This window comes from Streptomyces sp. NPDC053474 (assembly GCF_044544845.1).
Classification (GTDB): Bacteria; Actinomycetota; Actinomycetes; order Streptomycetales; family Streptomycetaceae; genus Streptomyces.
Window position 1 is genome coordinate 67,907 of sequence record NZ_JBITXV010000004.1, and the last position, 17,174, is coordinate 85,080.

The following is a 17,174-nucleotide window of genomic DNA, read 5'->3' on the forward strand; positions in this document are numbered from 1 at the left end:
TGTCTCCTGAGGCTCCCTACCAAGTGTCAGTGGCTGACACTAGCCTCGGTCCATGACGACTCAGACTCCGATCGGCTCGGCGGACAAGCCGCCGGATCCGTCCTCAACCTCCGGCCTGGGCAAGGGACTTCGCGGTCACCCCTGGCTGACCCTGGTCTCCGTCGGGATCGGCGTGATGATGGTGGCCCTCGACGGCACGATCGTCGCGGTCGCCAACCCGGCCATCACCAAGGACCTGGACGCCACCCTCGCGGACGTCCAGTGGATCACCAACGGCTATCTGCTCGCGCTCGCCGTCGCCCTCATCACGGCGGGCAAGCTCGGTGACCGCTTCGGCCACCGCCAGACCTATCTCATCGGCGTCGTGGGCTTCGCCGCCGCGTCCGGCGCCATCGGCCTGTCCGACACCGTCTCCCTCGTCATCGCCTTCCGCGTGCTCCAGGGGCTGTTCGGCGCGCTCCTCATGCCCGCCGCGCTCGGCCTGCTGCGGGCGACCTTCCCGGCCGAGAAGCTGAACATGGCCATCGGCGTCTGGGGCATGATCATCGGCGCCTCCACCGCGGGCGGCCCCATCGTCGGCGGCCTGCTCGTCGAGCACGTCAGCTGGCAGTCGGTCTTCTACATCAACGTGCCCGTCGGCGCCCTCGCGCTCGTCCTCGGCCTGGTGATCCTCAAGGACCACCGCGCGGAGAAGGCGCCCCGGTCCTTCGACGCCCTCGGCATCGTGCTGCTCTCGGCCGCGATGTTCGCCCTGGTCTGGGGGCTCATCAAGGCGGGCGACCCGTGGGGCTGGGGCAGCGGGAAGACGTGGCTGTTCCTCGGCGGCTCCGTCCTCTGCTTCGCCCTGTTCGCCTTCTGGGAGAACCGGGTCGAGGAGCCGCTGATCCCGCTCGCCCTGTTCCGGTCGGTGGCGCTGTCCGCGGGCGTGGCCCTGATGGTCCTGATGGCCTTCGCCTTCCTCGGCGGCCTGTTCTTCGTGACCTTCTACTTGCAGAACGTGCACGGCATGAGCCCCGTCGACAGCGGCCTGCACCTGCTGCCGCTGACCACCATGATGATCGTCTCCTCGCCGGTCGCGGGCGCCCTGATCACCCGGGTGGGGCCGCGCCTGCCGCTCATGGCGGGCATGGTCTGCACCGCCGCCGCGATGTTCGGCATGACGAGCCTGACGGAGGACACCGGCACCCTCGCGATGTCCCTGTGGTTCGCGCTGCTCGGCCTCGGCCTCGCGCCGGTCCTGGTCGGAGCCACCGAAGTCATCGTGGGCAACGCCCCGTTGGAGCTGTCGGGCGTCGCGGGCGGCCTCCAGCAGGCGGGCATGCAGGTCGGCGGCAGCCTCGGCACGGCCGTCCTCGGCGCGGTGATGTCCACCACCGTGGACTCCGACCTGGAGGGCAACTGGCGGGACGCCGGACTGCCCGGCGCCCCGCCACCGGGCCTGGAGAAGGCGGCCTCGACCGGATCGGTGCCCGAGGAGGTGGCCACGTCCCCCGGCATGACCGAGAGCACCTTCGCCCGCATCACCGACGTCGTCCACGACACCTTCATGTCGGGCCTGGGCGTCGCGTTCGCCGTGGCGGGCGTGGTCGGCGCACTCGCGGCGGCGGTAGCCCTCCTGACCAAGCGCGGCACGAACACGGAGCCAGGCTGACCGCCACCCCAAAGGGCCAGCGCCCCAAAGGGGCGCGGGGAACTGCGCGCCCAGCCACGACGCACCCGCGGGTGAAGGGAAGGGGGGAGGGAGCCCCTAGGGCCCACCCAGGGCAAAGCCAGGGGGATTTCGCCTATCCGGGTGAGCCCCACCGAAACCCCTTCCCGCCCCGGGCACCCGCGGCGGAGAGTGACGACAAGTGATCGATACGACACGGGGGTTCACACATGCGTACGACCAAACCCGCCGCCACCTTCACGGCCCTGACCGCCGCCGCACTAGCCGCGGCGGTCCTCACCCCCGCCCACGCGGGCACCACGGGCACCACAGCTCCGGCACGGGCCGGTGCCGCGCCCCCGGGCAAGCTCGGCGCGTGCGGGCCCGGGGAGCTCTGCCTCTGGGAGAAGGCGGGCTTCAAGGGCGAGCGGCACGTGTTCGAGCTCGCCGGGGTCGACATCGAGAGCTGCGTCGCGCTGCCGGAGGGGGGCAGCGCGCAGGCCCTCGCCAACCGCACCGGCCGCCCCGTCACGACGTACCAGTCCCGGGAGTGCGCCGAGACGGCCGAGTTCAACACCTATCCCGGCGGTGGCACCTGGGCCCCCGAATCGCCCTACCGCATCAGGGCGTTCAAGGTCTGGGAGCGCTGAGGCGCGCGGCCGCCCGGCCCGCCGACAGGCAGGTCAGGGCCTGCGGGGCCCCGGGACGGGCGGGGCGGCCGCGTCCTCCCCGTCGGGCACCGGGAGCGGTACGGGGCCACCGGACAGCGCGGCGACCTGCGCCCGCAGCGCCATCACCTCCGCCGTGAGGGCCTCGATCGCCGCGGTCTGGCGCCGCTCCTCCAGGTTGTCCTTCTCGAAGCGGGCGATGAACCAGGCCGCGATGTTGGCGGTGACCACACCGAGCAGCGCGATGCCCGACAGCATCAGGCCCACCGCGAGGACCCGGCCGAGCCCCGTGGTCGGCGCGTGGTCGCCGTAGCCCACGGTCGTCATCGTGGTGAAGGACCACCACACGGCGTCCCCCAGGGTCTTGATGTTGCCGTCCGGCGAATCCCGCTCCACGGACAGCACCGCGAGCGAGCCGAACATCAGCAGCCCGACCACCGCCCCCACGACATACGTGGTCAGACGTATCTGCGAGGCCATCCGCGCCCGCCGCCCCACCAGGAGCAGCGTCGCGACCAGCCGAAGGAGTCGTAGCGGCTGGATCATCGGCAGGACCACGGCACACAGGTCCAGCCAGTGCGTGCGGACGAAGTGCCCCCGGCGCCCGGCCAGCGAGAGCCGCACCAGGTAGTCGACGGCGAACGAACCCCAGACGAACCACTCCACAGCCGTGCAGGCGCTGGTCAGGGACGCGCTCGCCTCGGGCCTGACTATCGGTACGGCGTAGGCGACGGCGAAGGCCACGGCCAGGGCGAGCAGCGGACGTTGCGTGCGGCGCTCCCAGCGGACCTGTGCCGACGGCTGCCGCTCAGCCATTTCCTCCATGAGCGCATCGTAGGAAAAGCCCGAAGGGCGACGGGCCCCGGGCCCGTCGCCCTTCGCACTGATGAGGTGTTCCCCCGCGGCACGGGGTGATGGACAGGCGCGGCGCGTTACGCGTCGCCCCCGGCGGCGCCCGGGTCGGCCGCCGTCACGTCCAGGAGCTGGTAGCGGTCGATCGCCTGCTTCAGCGCGGAGCGGTCCACCTTGCCCTCGCGGGCCAGCTCGGTGAGGACCGCGACCACGATCGACTGCGCGTCGATGTGGAAGTAGCGGCGGGCCGCACCCCGGGTGTCGGCGAAGCCGAACCCGTCGGCGCCGAGCGACTGGTAGGTGCCGGGCACCCAGCGGGAGATCTGGTCCGGGACGCTGCGCATCCAGTCGGAGACCGCCACGAACGGACCCTCGGCCCCCGACAGCTTGCGCGTCACGTACGGCACCCGCTGCTCCTCCTCGGGGTGCAGCAGATTGTGCCGCTCCACCTCCACGGCCTCGCGGCGCAGCTCGTTCCAGGAGGTCGCGGACCAGACGTCCGCCTTCACGTTCCACTCCTCGGCGAGGATGCGCTGCGCCTCGACAGCCCACGGCACCGCGACGCCGGAGGCGAGGATCTGCGCCGCAATGGCGCCCCGCTCGCCGGGCTTGAGGCGGTGGACGCCCTTGAGGATGCCCTCCACGTCCACGTCCGCGGGCTCGGCCGGGTGCTGGATCGGCTCGTTGTAGACGGTCAGGTAGTAGAAGACGTCCTCGCCCGGCTTGCCGTCGGCCGTCTCGCCGTACATCCGGCGCAGGCCGTCCTTGACGATGTGGGCGATCTCGAAGCCGTACGCCGGGTCGTACGCCACGCACGCCGGGTTGGTGGAGGCGAGCAGCTGCGAGTGGCCGTCCGCGTGCTGGAGCCCCTCACCGGTCAGCGTCGTGCGCCCGGCGGTCGCGCCGAGCACGAAACCGCGCGAGAGCTGGTCGCCCATCTGCCAGAACTGGTCGCCGGTCCGCTGGAAACCGAACATCGAGTAGAAGACGTACACCGGGATCAGCGGCTCGCCGTGCGTCGCGTAGGCGGAGCCCGCGGCGATCAGGGACGCCGTGCAGCCCGCCTCGGAGATGCCGTCGTGCAGCATCTGGCCGGTCGGCGACTCCTTGTACGCGAGCAGGAGCTCGCGGTCCACGGCCTCGTACTGCTGGCCGAGCGGGTTGTAGATCTTCGCGCTCGGGAAGAAGGAGTCCATGCCGAAGGTGCGGTACTCGTCAGGCGCGATCAGCACGAAGCGCTTGCCGATCTCCTTGTCCCGCATCAGGTCCTTGAGCAGCCGTACGAACGCCATGGTGGTGGCGATGGACTGCTGGCCGGAGCCCTTCTTCACGGACGCGTACGTCTTGTCTTCCGGTAGCTGCAGCGGCTTGGCGCGCACGACCCGGGTCGGGACGTAGCCGCCCAGGCCCTTGCGGCGGTCGTGCATGTACTGGATCTCTTCGGAGTCGCGGCCCGGGTGGTAGTAGGGCGGCGCGCCCTCCTCCAGCTGCTTGTCGGTGATCGGCAGGTGCAGCCGGTCCCGGAAGCCCTTGAGGTCGTCCACGGTCAGCTTCTTCATCTGGTGCGTGGCGTTGCGGCCCTCGAAGTTCGGGCCGAGCGTCCAGCCCTTGATCGTCTTGGCCAGGATCACCGTCGGCTGGCCCTTGTGCGCCTTGGCCGCGGAGAACGCCGCGAAGATCTTCCGGTGGTCGTGACCGCCGCGGCCCAGGTGCAGGACCTGGTCGTCGGTCATGTTCTCGACCATGGCGCGCAGCCGCTGGTCCTCGCCGAAGAAGTGGTCGCGGATGTACGCGCCGGTCTCCGTGGCGTACGTCTGGAACTGCCCGTCCGGGGTGGTGTTCATCTTGTTGACCAGGACGCCGTCGCGGTCCTGGGCGAGCAGCGGGTCCCAGCTGCGGTCCCACACCAGCTTGATGACGTTCCAGCCCGCGCCCCGGAAGATCGACTCCAGCTCCTGGATGATCTTGCCGTTGCCGCGCACGGGGCCGTCGAGGCGCTGGAGGTTGCAGTTCACGACGAACGTGAGGTTGTCCAGGCCCTCGCGGGCGGCAAGGGAGAGCTGGCCGAGCGACTCGGGCTCGTCCATCTCGCCGTCGCCGAGGAAGGCCCAGACGTGCGACTTCGTCGTGTCGGCGATGCCGCGCGCCTCCATATAACGATTCATACGGGCCTGGAAGATCGCGCCGAGCGGCCCGAGACCCATGGAAACCGTCGGAAACTCCCAGAAGTCCGGCATCAGGCGCGGATGCGGATAGGAGGAGAGGCCGTAGGGCTCCTTGGACTTCTCCTGCCGGAAGGCGTCGAGCTGCTGTTCGCTCAGCCGGTCGAGCAGGAAGGCGCGGGCGTAGATGCCCGGCGACGCGTGCCCCTGGAAGAAGATCTGGTCGCCGCCGTCGCCCTCGTCCTTGCCGCGGAAGAAGTGGTTGAAGCCCACGTCGTAGAGCGAGGCGGAGGAGGCGAAGGTGGCGATGTGGCCGCCCACGCCGATGCCGGGGCGCTGGGCGCGCGAGACCATCACCGCGGCGTTCCAGCGGGTCGCGTTGAGGATCTTCCGCTCGATCTCCTCGTTGCCGGGGAAGAACGGCTCGTCCTTGGTGGCGATGGTGTTGACGTAGTCCGTGCTGCGCATCTCGGGCACGGCGACGCGCTTCTCACGTGCGCGTTCGATCAGCCGGAGCATCAGGTAGCGGGCCCGCTCCCGGCCGCGCTCGTCCACGGCGGCGTCGAGGGAGTCGAGCCATTCCTGGGTCTCTTCGGGGTCGAAGTCCGGGACCTGGCTGGGCAGACCGCCAATGATGATCGGGTTGCGATCGGATCCGGAAGCCACGCTGTTCCTTCGCTGTGTTGTCGCGCATGCACGCGATCGGATTCGTGCTCTGCCTTGACTCTGCTGTGAACTCTGCTCTGCGCTGTGCGTGTGCTGGGGTGTGCTGTACCGGTACGTACGACGTTCACCATCGTGTACCCCGGTGGTGGATACGTCATCTCTACTGGGGGGTAACCGGGATCCTGACTGGTGACCCTGGGGTAGGCTCGGTCAAATCGCAACGATACGCCCATCCTGCCTAAGGGCCGCGCGGCCCCGTACGGGCCCGACGGATGTGGCGGGAGTTGCGGTGACACGGCCGGGAACGTCACCGTTTCGGCGGTCTCGACGGCCGGGTACTTGCGCGATCCGTCCCGCCCGTGTGGACTACGGCCAATGCCCCGCGCACGCGCGTGGCTGAAGGCATTCCCAAAACATGATCAGGAGGCAATCCGTGAGCGCGACCGCGGACCACGCGGAGACGAACCTTGCCGTAAGGCTGGGTTTCCAGCCCGACATGGTGGTCCAGGAGATCGGCTACGACGACGACGTCGACCAGGAGCTCCGCGAGGCCATCGAGCAGGCTACCGGCACGGAGCTCGTCGACGAGGAATACGACGACGTGGCTGATGCCGTGGTGCTCTGGTTCCGTGAGGACGACGGGGACCTGACTGATGCGCTGGTGGATGCCATCGCGTACATGGAGGAGGGCGGCTCGATCCTGCTCCTCACACCGAAGACGGGCAGGGACGGCTACGTCGAGCCCAGCGAGATCGGTGAGGCATCCACCACGGCGGGTCTGTCCCAGACCAAGAGCATCAACGCGGGCAAGGACTGGAACGGCAGTCGGCTCAGCACGCCCAAGGGTGCCGCCAAGAAGAGGTAGCCGGAGATAGCCAAGAAGAGGTAGCCGGCCACAGGCCCACCGCACGGCCCCCGACGGTCCCGCCCGTCGGGGGCCGCGCGTGTTCCGCCACCCGCCCCCTCCCCGCTCCGGGCCGGGGAGCCCGCCGTAGGCTGGGGGACGCCCCAATGGCGTACCCGAAGGGAAGTGGGTCCTCGTGACGGTTGCGGTCGGCGAGACGGCTCCGGATTTCGAGCTCAAGGACAACCACGGGCGGACCGTGCGGCTGGCGGACTTCCGCGGACGGAAGAACGTGGTGCTGCTGTTCTACCCGTTCGCCTTCACCGGCGTGTGCACCGGCGAGCTGTGCGCGCTGCGCGACGAGCTGCCCACGTTCGTCAACGACGACACGCAGCTGCTCGCCGTCTCCAACGACTCGATCCACACCCTGCGGGTCTTCGCGGAGCAGGAGGGGCTCGAATACCCCCTGCTCTCCGACTTCTGGCCGCACGGCGAGGTGTCCCGGGCCTACGGCGTCTTCGACGAGGACAAGGGCTGCGCGGTGCGCGGCACCTTCATCATCGACAAGGACGGCGTGGTGCGCTGGACCGTCGTGAACGGCCTGCCCGACGCCCGCGACCTGAACGAGTACGTCAAGGCCCTGGAAGAACTCGGCGGCCGCTGAGGCGGCGCTCGCCCCCTAGGGGCGACACCCTGGGATTCTTCGGGTGCGGAGCCTGTGGCGGGCGGGAACCGCTCACTAGGATCCAGACGTTGATCCGATGGCAAGCACGACTGGGGCTCCCCGCCCCTGGACACTATTTGGGAGGACTCGTGGGAGTCAGCCTCAGCAAGGGCGGCAACGTATCGCTGAGCAAGGAGGCGCCTGGTCTGACCGCGGTCACGATCGGCCTCGGCTGGGACGTCCGTACCACCACCGGTACGGACTTCGACCTGGACGCCAGCGCCATCCTGACGAACGCGGAGGGCAAGGTCACCAGCGACCAGAACTTCGTGTTCTTCAACAACCTGAAGAGCCCGGACGGCTCCGTCGAGCACACCGGTGACAACATCACCGGTGAGGGCGAGGGTGACGACGAGCAGATCAAGGTCAACCTCGCGGCGGTCCCGGCCGACGTCGAGAAGATCGTCTTCCCGGTCTCCATCTACGACGCCGAGAACCGCCAGCAGTCCTTCGGCCAGGTCCGCAACGCGTTCATCCGCGTGGTGAACCAGGCGGGCGAGGCGGAGATCGCCCGCTACGACCTCTCCGAGGACGCCTCCACGGAGACCGCCATGGTCTTCGGCGAGCTCTACCGCCACGGCGCGGAGTGGAAGTTCCGCGCCGTCGGACAGGGTTACGCCTCGGGCCTGCGCGGCATCGCGCAGGACTTCGGCGTCAACGTCTGAGCCGAGCAGTCCGCAAGACCCAAGCCGTCCGGCGCCGCACTCCCGAGTGCGGCGCCGGACGCGCTCAGCACGACAGCCCAACGGCAGGCACCACCCCGGGGAGGACACGATCATGGGCGTCACACTCGCCAAGGGAGGCAACGTCTCCCTGTCCAAGGCCGCACCCGACCTCACGCAGGTGATGGTCGGACTCGGCTGGGACGCTCGCTCCACCACCGGAGCCCCCTTCGACCTCGACGCCAGTGCCCTGCTGTGCCAGTCGGGCCGGGTCCTGGGCGACGAGTGGTTCGTCTTCTACAACAACCTGAAGAGCCCGGACGGCTCCGTCGAGCACACCGGTGACAACCTCACGGGCGAGGGCGACGGGGACGACGAGTCGCTGCTCGTGGACCTCTCCAAGGTCCCGGCCCACTGCGACAAGATCGTCTTCCCCGTCTCGATCCACGAGGCGGACAACCGGGGACAGACGTTCGGCCAGGTCAGCAACGCGTTCATCCGCGTGGTCAACCAGGCCGACGGCCAGGAGCTCGCCCGCTACGACCTCTCCGAGGACGCCTCCACGGAGACCGCGATGATCTTCGGCGAGGTGTACCGCTACGGCGGCGAATGGAAGTTCCGCGCCGTCGGTCAGGGGTACGCGTCCGGTCTGCGGGGCATCGCTCTAGACTTCGGAGTCAATGTTTCCTAAAGGACTCTGCCCGGGATCCCCAAACAGCTGACGCGGTCGGCTCGCAGGGGTCCCGGGAAGCCCCCGGAAGCGCAAGCGGCCGGGGACGGCGCGGGGGAGACCCGTACACACACGATGGGGTAGCCAGTGGTTCTGAAAACCTTCGGCTGGTCGTTCGCAGTCACTGCGCTCGGCTTGGTCGCAGCGGTGCTCTTTGGGGGGTGGACGGCGTTCGGGATCGTGGCGATCCTGTCCATCCTCGAGATCTCGCTGTCCTTCGACAACGCGGTGGTCAACGCCGGGATCCTGAAGAAGATGAATGCCTTCTGGCAGAAGATCTTCCTCACCGTCGGCATTCTCATCGCCGTCTTCGGCATGCGCCTCGTCTTCCCGGTCGTGATCGTCGCCGTCAGCGCGAGCATGGGCCCGATCGAAGCGGTCAAGCTCGCGCTCAACGACAAGGACCAGTACCAGCAGCTGGTCACGGACGCGCACCCGTCCATCGCCGCCTTCGGCGGCATGTTCCTGCTGATGATCTTCCTCGACTTCGTCTTCGAGGACCGTGACATCAAATGGCTCGGCTGGCTGGAGCGCCCGCTCGCCAAGCTCGGCAAGGTCGACATGCTGTCGGTCTGCATCGCGCTCGTCGTGCTGCTCGTCTCCGCGATGACCTTCGCCAAGCACGCGCACCAGCACGGCGGCACCCACGCCGACAAGGCGGAGACGGTCCTGATCTCCGGTGTGGCGGGTCTGATCACCTATCTCATCGTGGGCGGTCTCTCCAGCTACTTCGAGGACAAGCTGGAGGAAGAGGAGGAGCGCGAGCACGAGGCCGAGGAGGAGGCCAAGGCCAAGGGCAAGCAGGTCTCGGTGATCCAGCTCGCCGGCAAGGCCGCGTTCTTCATGTTCCTCTACCTGGAGGTCCTGGACGCGTCGTTCTCCTTCGACGGCGTCATCGGCGCCTTCGCGGTCACCAACGACATCGTCCTGATGGCGCTCGGCCTCGGCATCGGCGCGATGTACGTCCGGTCGCTCACGGTCTACCTGGTCCGCCAGGGCACCCTCGACGACTACGTCTTCCTGGAGCACGGCGCGCACTACGCCATCGGCGCGCTCGCCGCGGTCCTGCTCGTCACGATCCAGTTCGAGATCCACGAGCTCATCACCGGCTCCATCGGCGTCATCCTCATCGGCGCCTCCTTCTGGTCGTCCGTGCGCCGCAACAAGGCGCTGGCGGCGGCCGAGGGACAGGCGGGCTCGGACGAGAAGGCAGAGGTCTCCTCAGGCGTCTGACCGCCCCGGGCCCCGGCCCGGCCACGAGCACCGCACTGGCGGCGTCCCCGGCACCGGGGGCGCCGCCAGTGGCGTCCGGGCGCTGCCGTACGGTGAGATCCGGATCACTGGACGGGACGTGTGACACCGGCTTGGGCGAGGAACTCTCTTGTTCGGGGCCGCTGTTGGGGCGCGGCTCCCCGTCCGCCCCGGGGGGCGCGGGCGGGCGGTGACCGGGGCATCGAGTGGGGGTAGGCATGGGCTTCTTCGACGGTCTGCGGCCCGGTCGGGCGATGGACTTCGCGGCGGGCGCGGCCGCGACGAACGCCATCGAGCTGACCAAGCGGCATCCGATGGTGTCGCTCACCAAACAGGGCGCGGCCACGGGCAACCTCCGGGTCAACCTGTCCTGGCAGATGCGGACCTCCGACCTCATCGGCAAGAAGCGCGGCGGCGGCCTGCTGCGCCACCCCTTCAAGCTGTTCCAGCCCGAAGAGGTCCAGGCGCACACCCAGAGCATGGTCAATGTGGACCTCGACCTCGGCTGTCTGTACGAGCTGGCGGACGGCGCCAAGGGCGTGGTGCAGCCGCTCGGCAACTTCTTCGGGAGCATCAACTCGCCGCCCTATGTGAAGGGCAGCGGCGACGACCGGTTCGGCTCGGGCACGGGCGAGACGCTGTACGTCAACCTCGACCACCGGGAGTCCATCAAGCGGCTCCTGGTGTTCGTCTACATCTACGACCAGACCCCGGCGTTCGACCGCACCCACGCCAAGGTCACGCTCTACCCCAGCAATGGCCCGCGGATCGAGATCGACCTGGACGAGCGCCAGCCGCAGGCCCGCTCGTGCGCGGTGGTCCTGATCGAGAACATCAAGGACGAGCTGATCGTGCGCCGCGAGGTGAAGTTCGTCTACGGCTTCCAGGCCGAGCTCGACCGGCTCTACGGCTGGGGCCTGCAGTGGGGCCGCGGCTACAAGTCCAAGGTCGGCTGAGCCGCCGCCCGCGCCCCGCTCAGCGCGGCAGGAACTGTGGCCCCTGCGGCGGCATCCGGAAGGCCGGGTCGGGCACGGGCGGCGCGACCGGGTGCGGATAGCCGTACGCGGGCTGGGGCGCCACCGGCGGCTGGGTGACGTGCGCGGCCGCGGGCTGCGGGTAGCCGTAGGCGGGCCCCGGTGCCGGATGGCGTGGCGGCTGGGGCGGGTAGCCGTACGCGGGCTGGGGGGCGATGGCGGGCGCGGGCGGCGCGACCGGGTACTGGGTGTGGGGCTCCGGCTGGGCCGGGGGCGGCGGCTGTACGGGGTGGGCGGCCGAGGGCTGCGCGGCGGCGCCGGGCCCGCGCGGCAGCGAGGCGTCCGGGGTCGGCTCGGGCACCGCCTCCGACTCGTCCACGGAGATGCCGAAGTCGGTGGCGAGGCCCACCAGGCCGTTGGAGTACCCCTCGCCGAGGGCGCGGAACTTCCAGCCCTCGCCGCGGCGGTAGAGCTCACCGCAGATCAGCGCGGTCTCGGCGCCGGTCTGCGGGGTGATGTCGAAGTACGCGAGCGGCTCGGCGGTGGCAGCGGCGGCGGGCGAGGCGTCGTACAGCAGGATCCGCAGCGCCCGCACCTGCTCGAAGGGCACGTCCTCGGCGGAGGCGACCAGGAGCACGCGGTCGACGGCCGCGTCGAGGCCCGCGAGGTCCGCCTGGACGGTGTCGGTCAGATGGACGGCGGTGCCCTCGGTGACGCGCTTCTGGCCCAGGCGCCAGACCTTCCCGGAGGGGTGGCGCGGCTGGTTGTAGAAGACGAAGTCCTCGTCGGAGCGCACCCGGCCGTCAGCGCCGAGCAGCAGCGCCGACGCGTCGACGACGGGGGAGCCCTGGCTCAGCGCCCAGCGCAGGACCGCGCGGACCGCGGTGGCTTCCAGCGGGACGTTCGACCCCTTCAACATCGCGTGCGTCATGCCGTCATCCTGCCCTTCCCGTCCCGGGGGGTACAACGTGGGGGCCCGGGCTGCTGCCCCGGACCCCGGGCCCCGGACCCCGGGCTTGCGGTGCCTCAGGCCCGAGCGTTTCGCCTCGTGTGCCGTGCTGGGGCGTCGCTCGCCTGCAGGTTTGTTGTGGCTGGTCGCGCAGTTCCCCGCGCCCCTACGGGGCGCGCCCCCTGGGGATGCCCCGTAGGAGCGCCTTGTCCTATGACATCCGGTTGTGCCGGTGTGGTGCCGAGGTGTACGTCATGGCCGGGTTACCTGGATTTCACGCCCGCGGGGAACCTCTGCCACCCGTCCTTACGTACTATTACCGGCCACATCTTCGGATCGCATACGCGATGCGGGCGGAAACAGGAGAATCCCAGGGGAACCCCATGCGTCACTTCGGGCACATAGCCCCAGAGGTGCGAGAGCGCCTCTTTCACAGGGAGCCGTGCGCCTTCACCGCGGACTCCCCGCCGCAGCTCATCGCCGCCGCTCTCGGCGCCACGCTGTACAGCCCGGCCACGCGGCCGCGCCTGGCTGACGACATCCTCAAACAGGCTGGCCGTGGCGTGATCTCGATGGTCCTCTGTCTGGAGGACTCCATCGACGACGCCGAGGTCGTCGGCGCCGAGGAGAATCTGATCCGGCACTTCCGGGATCTCGCCGCGCGCCCGGACGCCGAGCCTCCGCTGCTCTTCATCCGCGTCCGCGCCCCGGAGCAGATCCCCGATCTGACCCACAGGCTCGGCCCCGCGGTCCGTCTCCTGTCCGGATTCGTACTGCCGAAGTTCACCGAGGAGCGGGGCGTTCCGTTCCTGGAGTCGCTCGCCGCCGCCGAGACGGCGAGCGGGCGGCGCCTGTTCGCCATGCCGGTCCTCGAATCGCCGCAGCTCCTCCATCTGGAGAGCCGCGCGGAGACGATCACCGGCATCGCCCGCACCGTCGACAAGTACCGCGACCGGGTGCTCGCGCTGCGGCTCGGCGTCACCGACTTCTGCTCGGCGTACGGGCTGCGCAGGCCCCCGCACATGACCGCCTACGACGTGCAGATCGTCGCCTCCGTCATCGGCGACGTCGTGAACCACCTCGGCCGCGCCGACGGCACCGGCTTCATCGTGACCGGGCCCGTGTGGGAGTACTTCCGCGTCCAGGAGCGGATGTTCAAGCCGCAGCTGCGCCAGAGCCCGTTCCTGGAGGTCCGCGCCGAGGAACTGCGCCAGGCCCTGATCGAGCACGACCTCGACGGCCTGCTGCGCGAGATCGAGCTGGACCGGGCCAACGGCCTGCTCGGCAAGACCTGCATCCACCCCTCGCACGTCATGCCCGTGCACGCCCTGTCCGTGGTCAGCCACGAGGAGTACGGCGACGCCCAGGACATCCTGCGCCCCGAGCGCGACGGCGGCGGAGTCATGCGGTCCGCGTACACGAACAAGATGAACGAGGTGAAGCCGCACCGCGCCTGGGCCGAGCGGACCCTGCGCCGCGCCGAGGTCTTCGGCGTCGCGCGCGAGGACGTCGGCTTCGTGGAGCTGCTCTCGGCGGGACTGCCCGTCTGATGGCGCGACGGAGCCAAGAAGCAACAGCGAGTGACGGTGAGCGGCAGTGAGTGACAGAAAGGCGTCCGAGGACGTGGTGTGGTCGGGTACGTGGGTCGCTGAGCGGCTGGGTGTGGAGCTCGTCGGCGACGACCTGCGGGAGCTGCTCGGGCTCGCGCTGCGGCGCAACCCCCGGCGCGCCCACCTCCTGGTGTCGAACGTGCTGGGCAAGCACGTGCCGCAGCTGCCGTCCGTGGTGCGGCGCTCCGGATACGAGCTCGGCCTGCGGGTGCGCGAGCTGCTCGGCCCGGACGCGTGCGCGCGCGCCGTCGTGCTCGGCTACGCGGAGACGGCGACGGGCCTCGGCCACTGCGTCGCCGACGGCGTCGGCGACGCCCCCTACCTGCACTCGACGCGCCGCCCCGTCGCGGGCGTGGCCCGCGCGGGCGGCTTCGAGGAGGCCCACTCGCACGCCACCTCCCACCTGCTGCTCCCCGAGGACCCCCGGCTGCTCGCGGGCGCGGGCACCCTCGTCCTCGTCGACGACGAGTTCTCCACCGGCAACACCGTCCTGAACACCATCCGTGACCTGCACGCGCGCTTCCCCCGCGAGCGGTACGTCATCGTGGCCCTGGTCGACATGCGCGCCCCCGCCGACCGCGACCGGCTCGACGCCTTCGCCGCGGAGATCGGCGCCCGCGTCGACCTGGTGGCCCTCGCGTCGGGCACGGTACGGCTGCCGGAGGACGTCCTGGAGAAGGGCCGGGCCCTGGTCGAGGCACACGAGGGGCAGGGGGAGCGCGGGGCCGCGGCCGAGCGGCCGCCCGCGCCGCGCACCGAGCCCGCCCCCGTCACCCGCGTGCCCCTGGCCTGGCCGGACGGCGTCCCCGACGGCGGCAGGCACGGCTTCACGCCCGCGCACCGGATGCGCCTGGCCGCCGCCCTGCCCGGCATGGCTCAGCGGATCGCGCGGGCGCTGCCCGAGGGCGCCCGGCGCGTCCTCGTCCTCGGCTTCGAGGAGCTGATGTACGCGCCGCTCGCGCTCGGCGTCGCCCTGGAGGGGCACCTCGGCGGCGAGGCGGAGGTCCGCTACTCCACCACCACCCGCTCGCCCGTCCTCGCCGTCGACGACCCGGGCTACGCCATCCGCACCCGGCTCGTCTTCCCCGCCCACGACGACCCCGCCGACGGGCCCGGCGACCGCTACGCCTACAACGTGGCGGGCGGCGGCTTCGACGCGGTCGTCGCCGTCGTCGACTCCACCGCCGACACCCCCGCCCTGCACGCCCCCGACGGCCTGCTCGCCCGCCTCGCCGCGCACACCGGGCACGTGCTGCTCGCCGTCGTGCCCTCGTACGCACCCGAAAGGTCCCCGTCCGTGCTGCCCGAACCCCTCCGCGGCCCCGCCTTCTCCTCGTACGCGCCCGACGACGTCGGCTGGCTGCTCCAGGACCTGTCGGCGGTCACGCTCGAAGCGCCCACCGAGGAGCGCGAAGAGGCGATCCAGAGCGGCGGCGCGCACTACGCCGAGTCGCTGCCCGTCGAGTACCAGCCGAGCGCGCGGTACCAGGAGCTGTTCCGGGCCGCGCTCGACGACTCCGCCGCCCGGATCGCCCGGGCCGTCGGCACGGTCACCGAGACGGTCATCGCCGAGCGCTCGCCCCGCCCCGTGCTCGTCTCCCTGGCCCGCGCGGGCACCCCCGTCGGCGTCCTGATGCGCCGCTGGGCGCTGCACCGCCACGGCCTCGACCTGCCGCACTACGCGGTGTCGATCGTGCGCGGCCGCGGCATCGACGCCAACGCGCTGCGCTGGCTCGCCGCGCACCACGACCCGGCCGACGTCGTCTTCGTCGACGGCTGGACGGGCAAGGGCGCCATCACCCGCGAACTCGCCGCCGCGATAAGGGAGTTCGAGGAGGCCGAGGGTGTCAGCGGCTTCGACCCGGACCTGGCCGTGCTCGCCGACCCGGGCTCCTGCGTGCGCACGTACGGCACCCGCGAGGACTACCTCATCCCCTCCGCCTGCCTCAACTCCACGGTCTCCGGCCTCATCTCGCGCACCGTGCTGCGCGCCGACCTCGTCGGCCCCGACGACTTCCACGGCGCGAAGTTCTACCGCGAGCTCGCGGACGCCGACGTGTCCGCCGACTTCGTGGCCGCGGTCGCCGCCCGCTTCGACGAGGTGGGCGAGGCCGTGGACCGGCGGGTCAAGGAGATCCTGGCCGCCGACCGCACCCCCACCTGGGAGGGCTGGGCCGCCGTGGAGCGGATCAGCGAGGAGTACGGCATCCACGACGTGAACCTCGTCAAGCCCGGCGTCGGCGAGACCACGCGCGTGCTCCTGCGCCGCGTGCCGTGGAAGATCCTCGCCCGGGCCGGAGCGGGCGCCGACCTCGACCACGTCCGGCTGCTCGCCGCCCAGCGCGGCGTGCCCGTCGAGGAGGTGGACGGACTCCCGTACACCTGCGTGGGCCTCATCCACCCCCAGTACACGCGCGGGGCGACCGGCGTCGACGGCAAGGCGGTGACCGGAGCGTGAGCGCCCGCCCCGTCCGGCTTGTCGCCAGCGACCTCGACCGGACCCTCATCTACTCCGCCGCCGCGCTCGGCCTGCGCATGCCCGACGCCGAGGCGCCGCGCCTGCTGTGCGTCGAGGTGTACGAGGGCAAGCCCCTGTCGTACGTCACGGAGACCGCGGCCGGACTCCTCGCGGAGCTCGGCCGGGCCGCCGTGTTCGTGCCCACGACCACGCGCACGCGCGAGCAGTACGCGCGCATCCACCTGCCGGGTCCCGCGCCCGCGTACGCGATCTGCGCGAACGGCGGGCAGCTGCTCGTCGACGGCGTCCCGGACCTCGCCTGGCGCGCGGCCGTCGACCGGCGCGTCGCCGCGGAGTGCGCCCCCCTGGAGGAGGTCCGCGCCCATCTGCTGCGCACCGCCGACCCGGCCTGGCTGCTCAAGGAGCGCGTCGCCGAGGACCTCTTCGCCTATCTGGTCGTCGAGCGCGCCCTGCTGCCGGACGGCTGGGTCAAGGAGCTCGGCGTGTGGGCCGGGCAGCGCGGCTGGACCGTCTCGCTCCAGGGGCGCAAGGTGTACGCCGTGCCGCGGCCGCTCACCAAGAGCGCGGCCATGCGCGAGGTCGCGCGGCGGGTGGGGGCCGACGAGACGCTGGCCGCGGGTGACTCCCTGCTCGACGCGGATCTGCTGGCCGCGGCGGACCGGGCCTTCCGGCCCTCGCACGGGGAGCTGGCCGACGTCGGCTGGACCGCGCCCGGCCTCGTGGTGGTGCCGGAGACGGGGGTGGCGGCGGGGGAGTCGATCGCGCGCCGCCTCCTGTCGGAGTGACCCTCGCGGTGCGCCCCAGACCCGCCCCTTCCCGATCCGGGGGCTCCGCCCCCGTGCCCCCGTTTTTCGGCGCTTCGCGCCTCGTCCTCAAACGCCGGACGGGCTGAAAGATCCAGCCCCTCCGGCGTTTGAGGAGCGGGGGTCTGGGGGCGGAGCCCCCAGGAAGCGGG

Annotated in this window: 14 protein-coding genes; 11 read left to right on the forward strand and 3 right to left on the reverse strand. The window is 71.0% G+C overall.

Annotated elements, in window-relative coordinates:
* Positions 1 to 52 precede the first annotated feature (52 nt).
* The gene (locus ACIG3E_RS10180) at positions 53 to 1,651 is read left to right on the forward strand and encodes an MFS transporter (RefSeq protein WP_399613678.1); all 1,599 of its coding nucleotides are present in this window, start codon (positions 53 to 55) and stop codon (positions 1,649 to 1,651) included.
* 227 nt (positions 1,652 to 1,878) lie between these two features.
* Positions 1,879 to 2,298, forward strand: a complete 420-nt coding sequence (locus ACIG3E_RS10185) for a peptidase inhibitor family I36 protein (RefSeq protein ID WP_399613682.1) — start codon at positions 1,879 to 1,881, stop codon at positions 2,296 to 2,298.
* A 33-nt stretch (positions 2,299 to 2,331) separates the two neighbouring features.
* Here ACIG3E_RS10185 and ACIG3E_RS10190 read toward each other — a convergent pair whose 3' ends face one another.
* The gene (locus tag ACIG3E_RS10190) at positions 2,332 to 3,132 is read right to left on the reverse strand and encodes a potassium channel family protein (protein ID WP_399614793.1); all 801 of its coding nucleotides are present in this window, start codon (positions 3,130 to 3,132) and stop codon (positions 2,332 to 2,334) included.
* Between the two features lie 116 nt (positions 3,133 to 3,248).
* Positions 3,249 to 5,996, reverse strand: a complete 2,748-nt coding sequence (gene aceE, locus ACIG3E_RS10195) for a pyruvate dehydrogenase (acetyl-transferring), homodimeric type (RefSeq protein ID WP_399613684.1) — start codon at positions 5,994 to 5,996, stop codon at positions 3,249 to 3,251.
* A 433-nt stretch (positions 5,997 to 6,429) separates the two neighbouring features.
* On the opposite strand from aceE, the gene ACIG3E_RS10200 reads away from it, so the two are divergent.
* The 6 genes from ACIG3E_RS10200 (at position 6,430) to ACIG3E_RS10225 (ending at position 11,163) form a co-directional block, all read left to right on the forward strand.
* Positions 6,430 to 6,861, forward strand: a complete 432-nt coding sequence (locus ACIG3E_RS10200) for a DUF3052 domain-containing protein (protein WP_058845858.1) — start codon at positions 6,430 to 6,432, stop codon at positions 6,859 to 6,861.
* A gap of 175 nt (positions 6,862 to 7,036) precedes the next feature.
* The gene (locus ACIG3E_RS10205) at positions 7,037 to 7,504 is read left to right on the forward strand and encodes a peroxiredoxin (protein WP_399613687.1); all 468 of its coding nucleotides are present in this window, start codon (positions 7,037 to 7,039) and stop codon (positions 7,502 to 7,504) included.
* A 149-nt stretch (positions 7,505 to 7,653) separates the two neighbouring features.
* Positions 7,654 to 8,229, forward strand: coding sequence for a TerD family protein (locus ACIG3E_RS10210; protein WP_366794009.1), 576 nt, complete (start codon positions 7,654 to 7,656; stop codon positions 8,227 to 8,229).
* A 112-nt stretch (positions 8,230 to 8,341) separates the two neighbouring features.
* Positions 8,342 to 8,917, forward strand: coding sequence for a TerD family protein (locus ACIG3E_RS10215; protein WP_138959517.1), 576 nt, complete (start codon positions 8,342 to 8,344; stop codon positions 8,915 to 8,917).
* A gap of 126 nt (positions 8,918 to 9,043) precedes the next feature.
* Positions 9,044 to 10,189, forward strand: a complete 1,146-nt coding sequence (locus ACIG3E_RS10220; RefSeq protein ID WP_399613691.1) for a DUF475 domain-containing protein — start codon at positions 9,044 to 9,046, stop codon at positions 10,187 to 10,189.
* Between the two features lie 236 nt (positions 10,190 to 10,425).
* Positions 10,426 to 11,163: a Tellurium resistance gene (locus tag ACIG3E_RS10225; protein WP_366794011.1), complete on the forward strand. Its 738-nt coding sequence runs from the start codon at positions 10,426 to 10,428 to the stop codon at positions 11,161 to 11,163.
* A 19-nt stretch (positions 11,164 to 11,182) separates the two neighbouring features.
* On the opposite strand, the gene ACIG3E_RS10230 is transcribed toward ACIG3E_RS10225, so the two are convergent.
* Complete coding sequence (locus ACIG3E_RS10230) at positions 11,183 to 12,112, reverse strand: TerD family protein (protein WP_399613694.1); 930 nt, start codon at positions 12,110 to 12,112, stop codon at positions 11,183 to 11,185.
* 401 nt (positions 12,113 to 12,513) lie between these two features.
* Between ACIG3E_RS10230 and ACIG3E_RS10235 the strand changes: the two genes are divergently transcribed.
* The 3 genes from ACIG3E_RS10235 to ACIG3E_RS10245 all read left to right on the forward strand — a co-directional run bounded on the left by ACIG3E_RS10235 (position 12,514) and on the right by ACIG3E_RS10245 (position 17,004).
* Positions 12,514 to 13,680: an HpcH/HpaI aldolase/citrate lyase family protein gene (locus ACIG3E_RS10235; protein WP_399613697.1), complete on the forward strand. Its 1,167-nt coding sequence runs from the start codon at positions 12,514 to 12,516 to the stop codon at positions 13,678 to 13,680.
* A gap of 46 nt (positions 13,681 to 13,726) precedes the next feature.
* Positions 13,727 to 16,198: a phosphoribosyltransferase gene (locus ACIG3E_RS10240; RefSeq protein WP_399613700.1), complete on the forward strand. Its 2,472-nt coding sequence runs from the start codon at positions 13,727 to 13,729 to the stop codon at positions 16,196 to 16,198.
* 77 nt (positions 16,199 to 16,275) lie between these two features.
* Positions 16,276 to 17,004, forward strand: a complete 729-nt coding sequence (locus tag ACIG3E_RS10245; RefSeq protein WP_399614795.1) for an HAD family hydrolase — start codon at positions 16,276 to 16,278, stop codon at positions 17,002 to 17,004.
* Positions 17,005 to 17,174: the final 170 nt, after the last annotated feature.

What these genes read in the sequence shown, in the direction of transcription:
- ACIG3E_RS10180 (WP_399613678.1), top strand. Translation starts at nt 53, where the DNA reads ATGACGACTCAGACTCCGATCGGCTCGGCGGACAAGCCGCCGGATCCG.
- ACIG3E_RS10225 (WP_366794011.1), top strand. Translation starts at nt 10,426, where the DNA reads ATGGGCTTCTTCGACGGTCTGCGGCCCGGTCGGGCGATGGACTTCGCG.
- ACIG3E_RS10245 (WP_399614795.1), top strand. Translation starts at nt 16,276, where the DNA reads ATGCCCGACGCCGAGGCGCCGCGCCTGCTGTGCGTCGAGGTGTACGAG.
- ACIG3E_RS10185 (WP_399613682.1), top strand. Translation starts at nt 1,879, where the DNA reads ATGCGTACGACCAAACCCGCCGCCACCTTCACGGCCCTGACCGCCGCC.
- ACIG3E_RS10235 (WP_399613697.1), top strand. Translation starts at nt 12,514, where the DNA reads ATGCGTCACTTCGGGCACATAGCCCCAGAGGTGCGAGAGCGCCTCTTT.
- ACIG3E_RS10215 (WP_138959517.1), top strand. Translation starts at nt 8,342, where the DNA reads ATGGGCGTCACACTCGCCAAGGGAGGCAACGTCTCCCTGTCCAAGGCC.
- ACIG3E_RS10230 (WP_399613694.1), bottom strand. Translation starts at nt 12,112, where the DNA reads ATGACGCACGCGATGTTGAAGGGGTCGAACGTCCCGCTGGAAGCCACC.
- ACIG3E_RS10190 (WP_399614793.1), bottom strand. Translation starts at nt 3,132, where the DNA reads ATGGCTGAGCGGCAGCCGTCGGCACAGGTCCGCTGGGAGCGCCGCACG.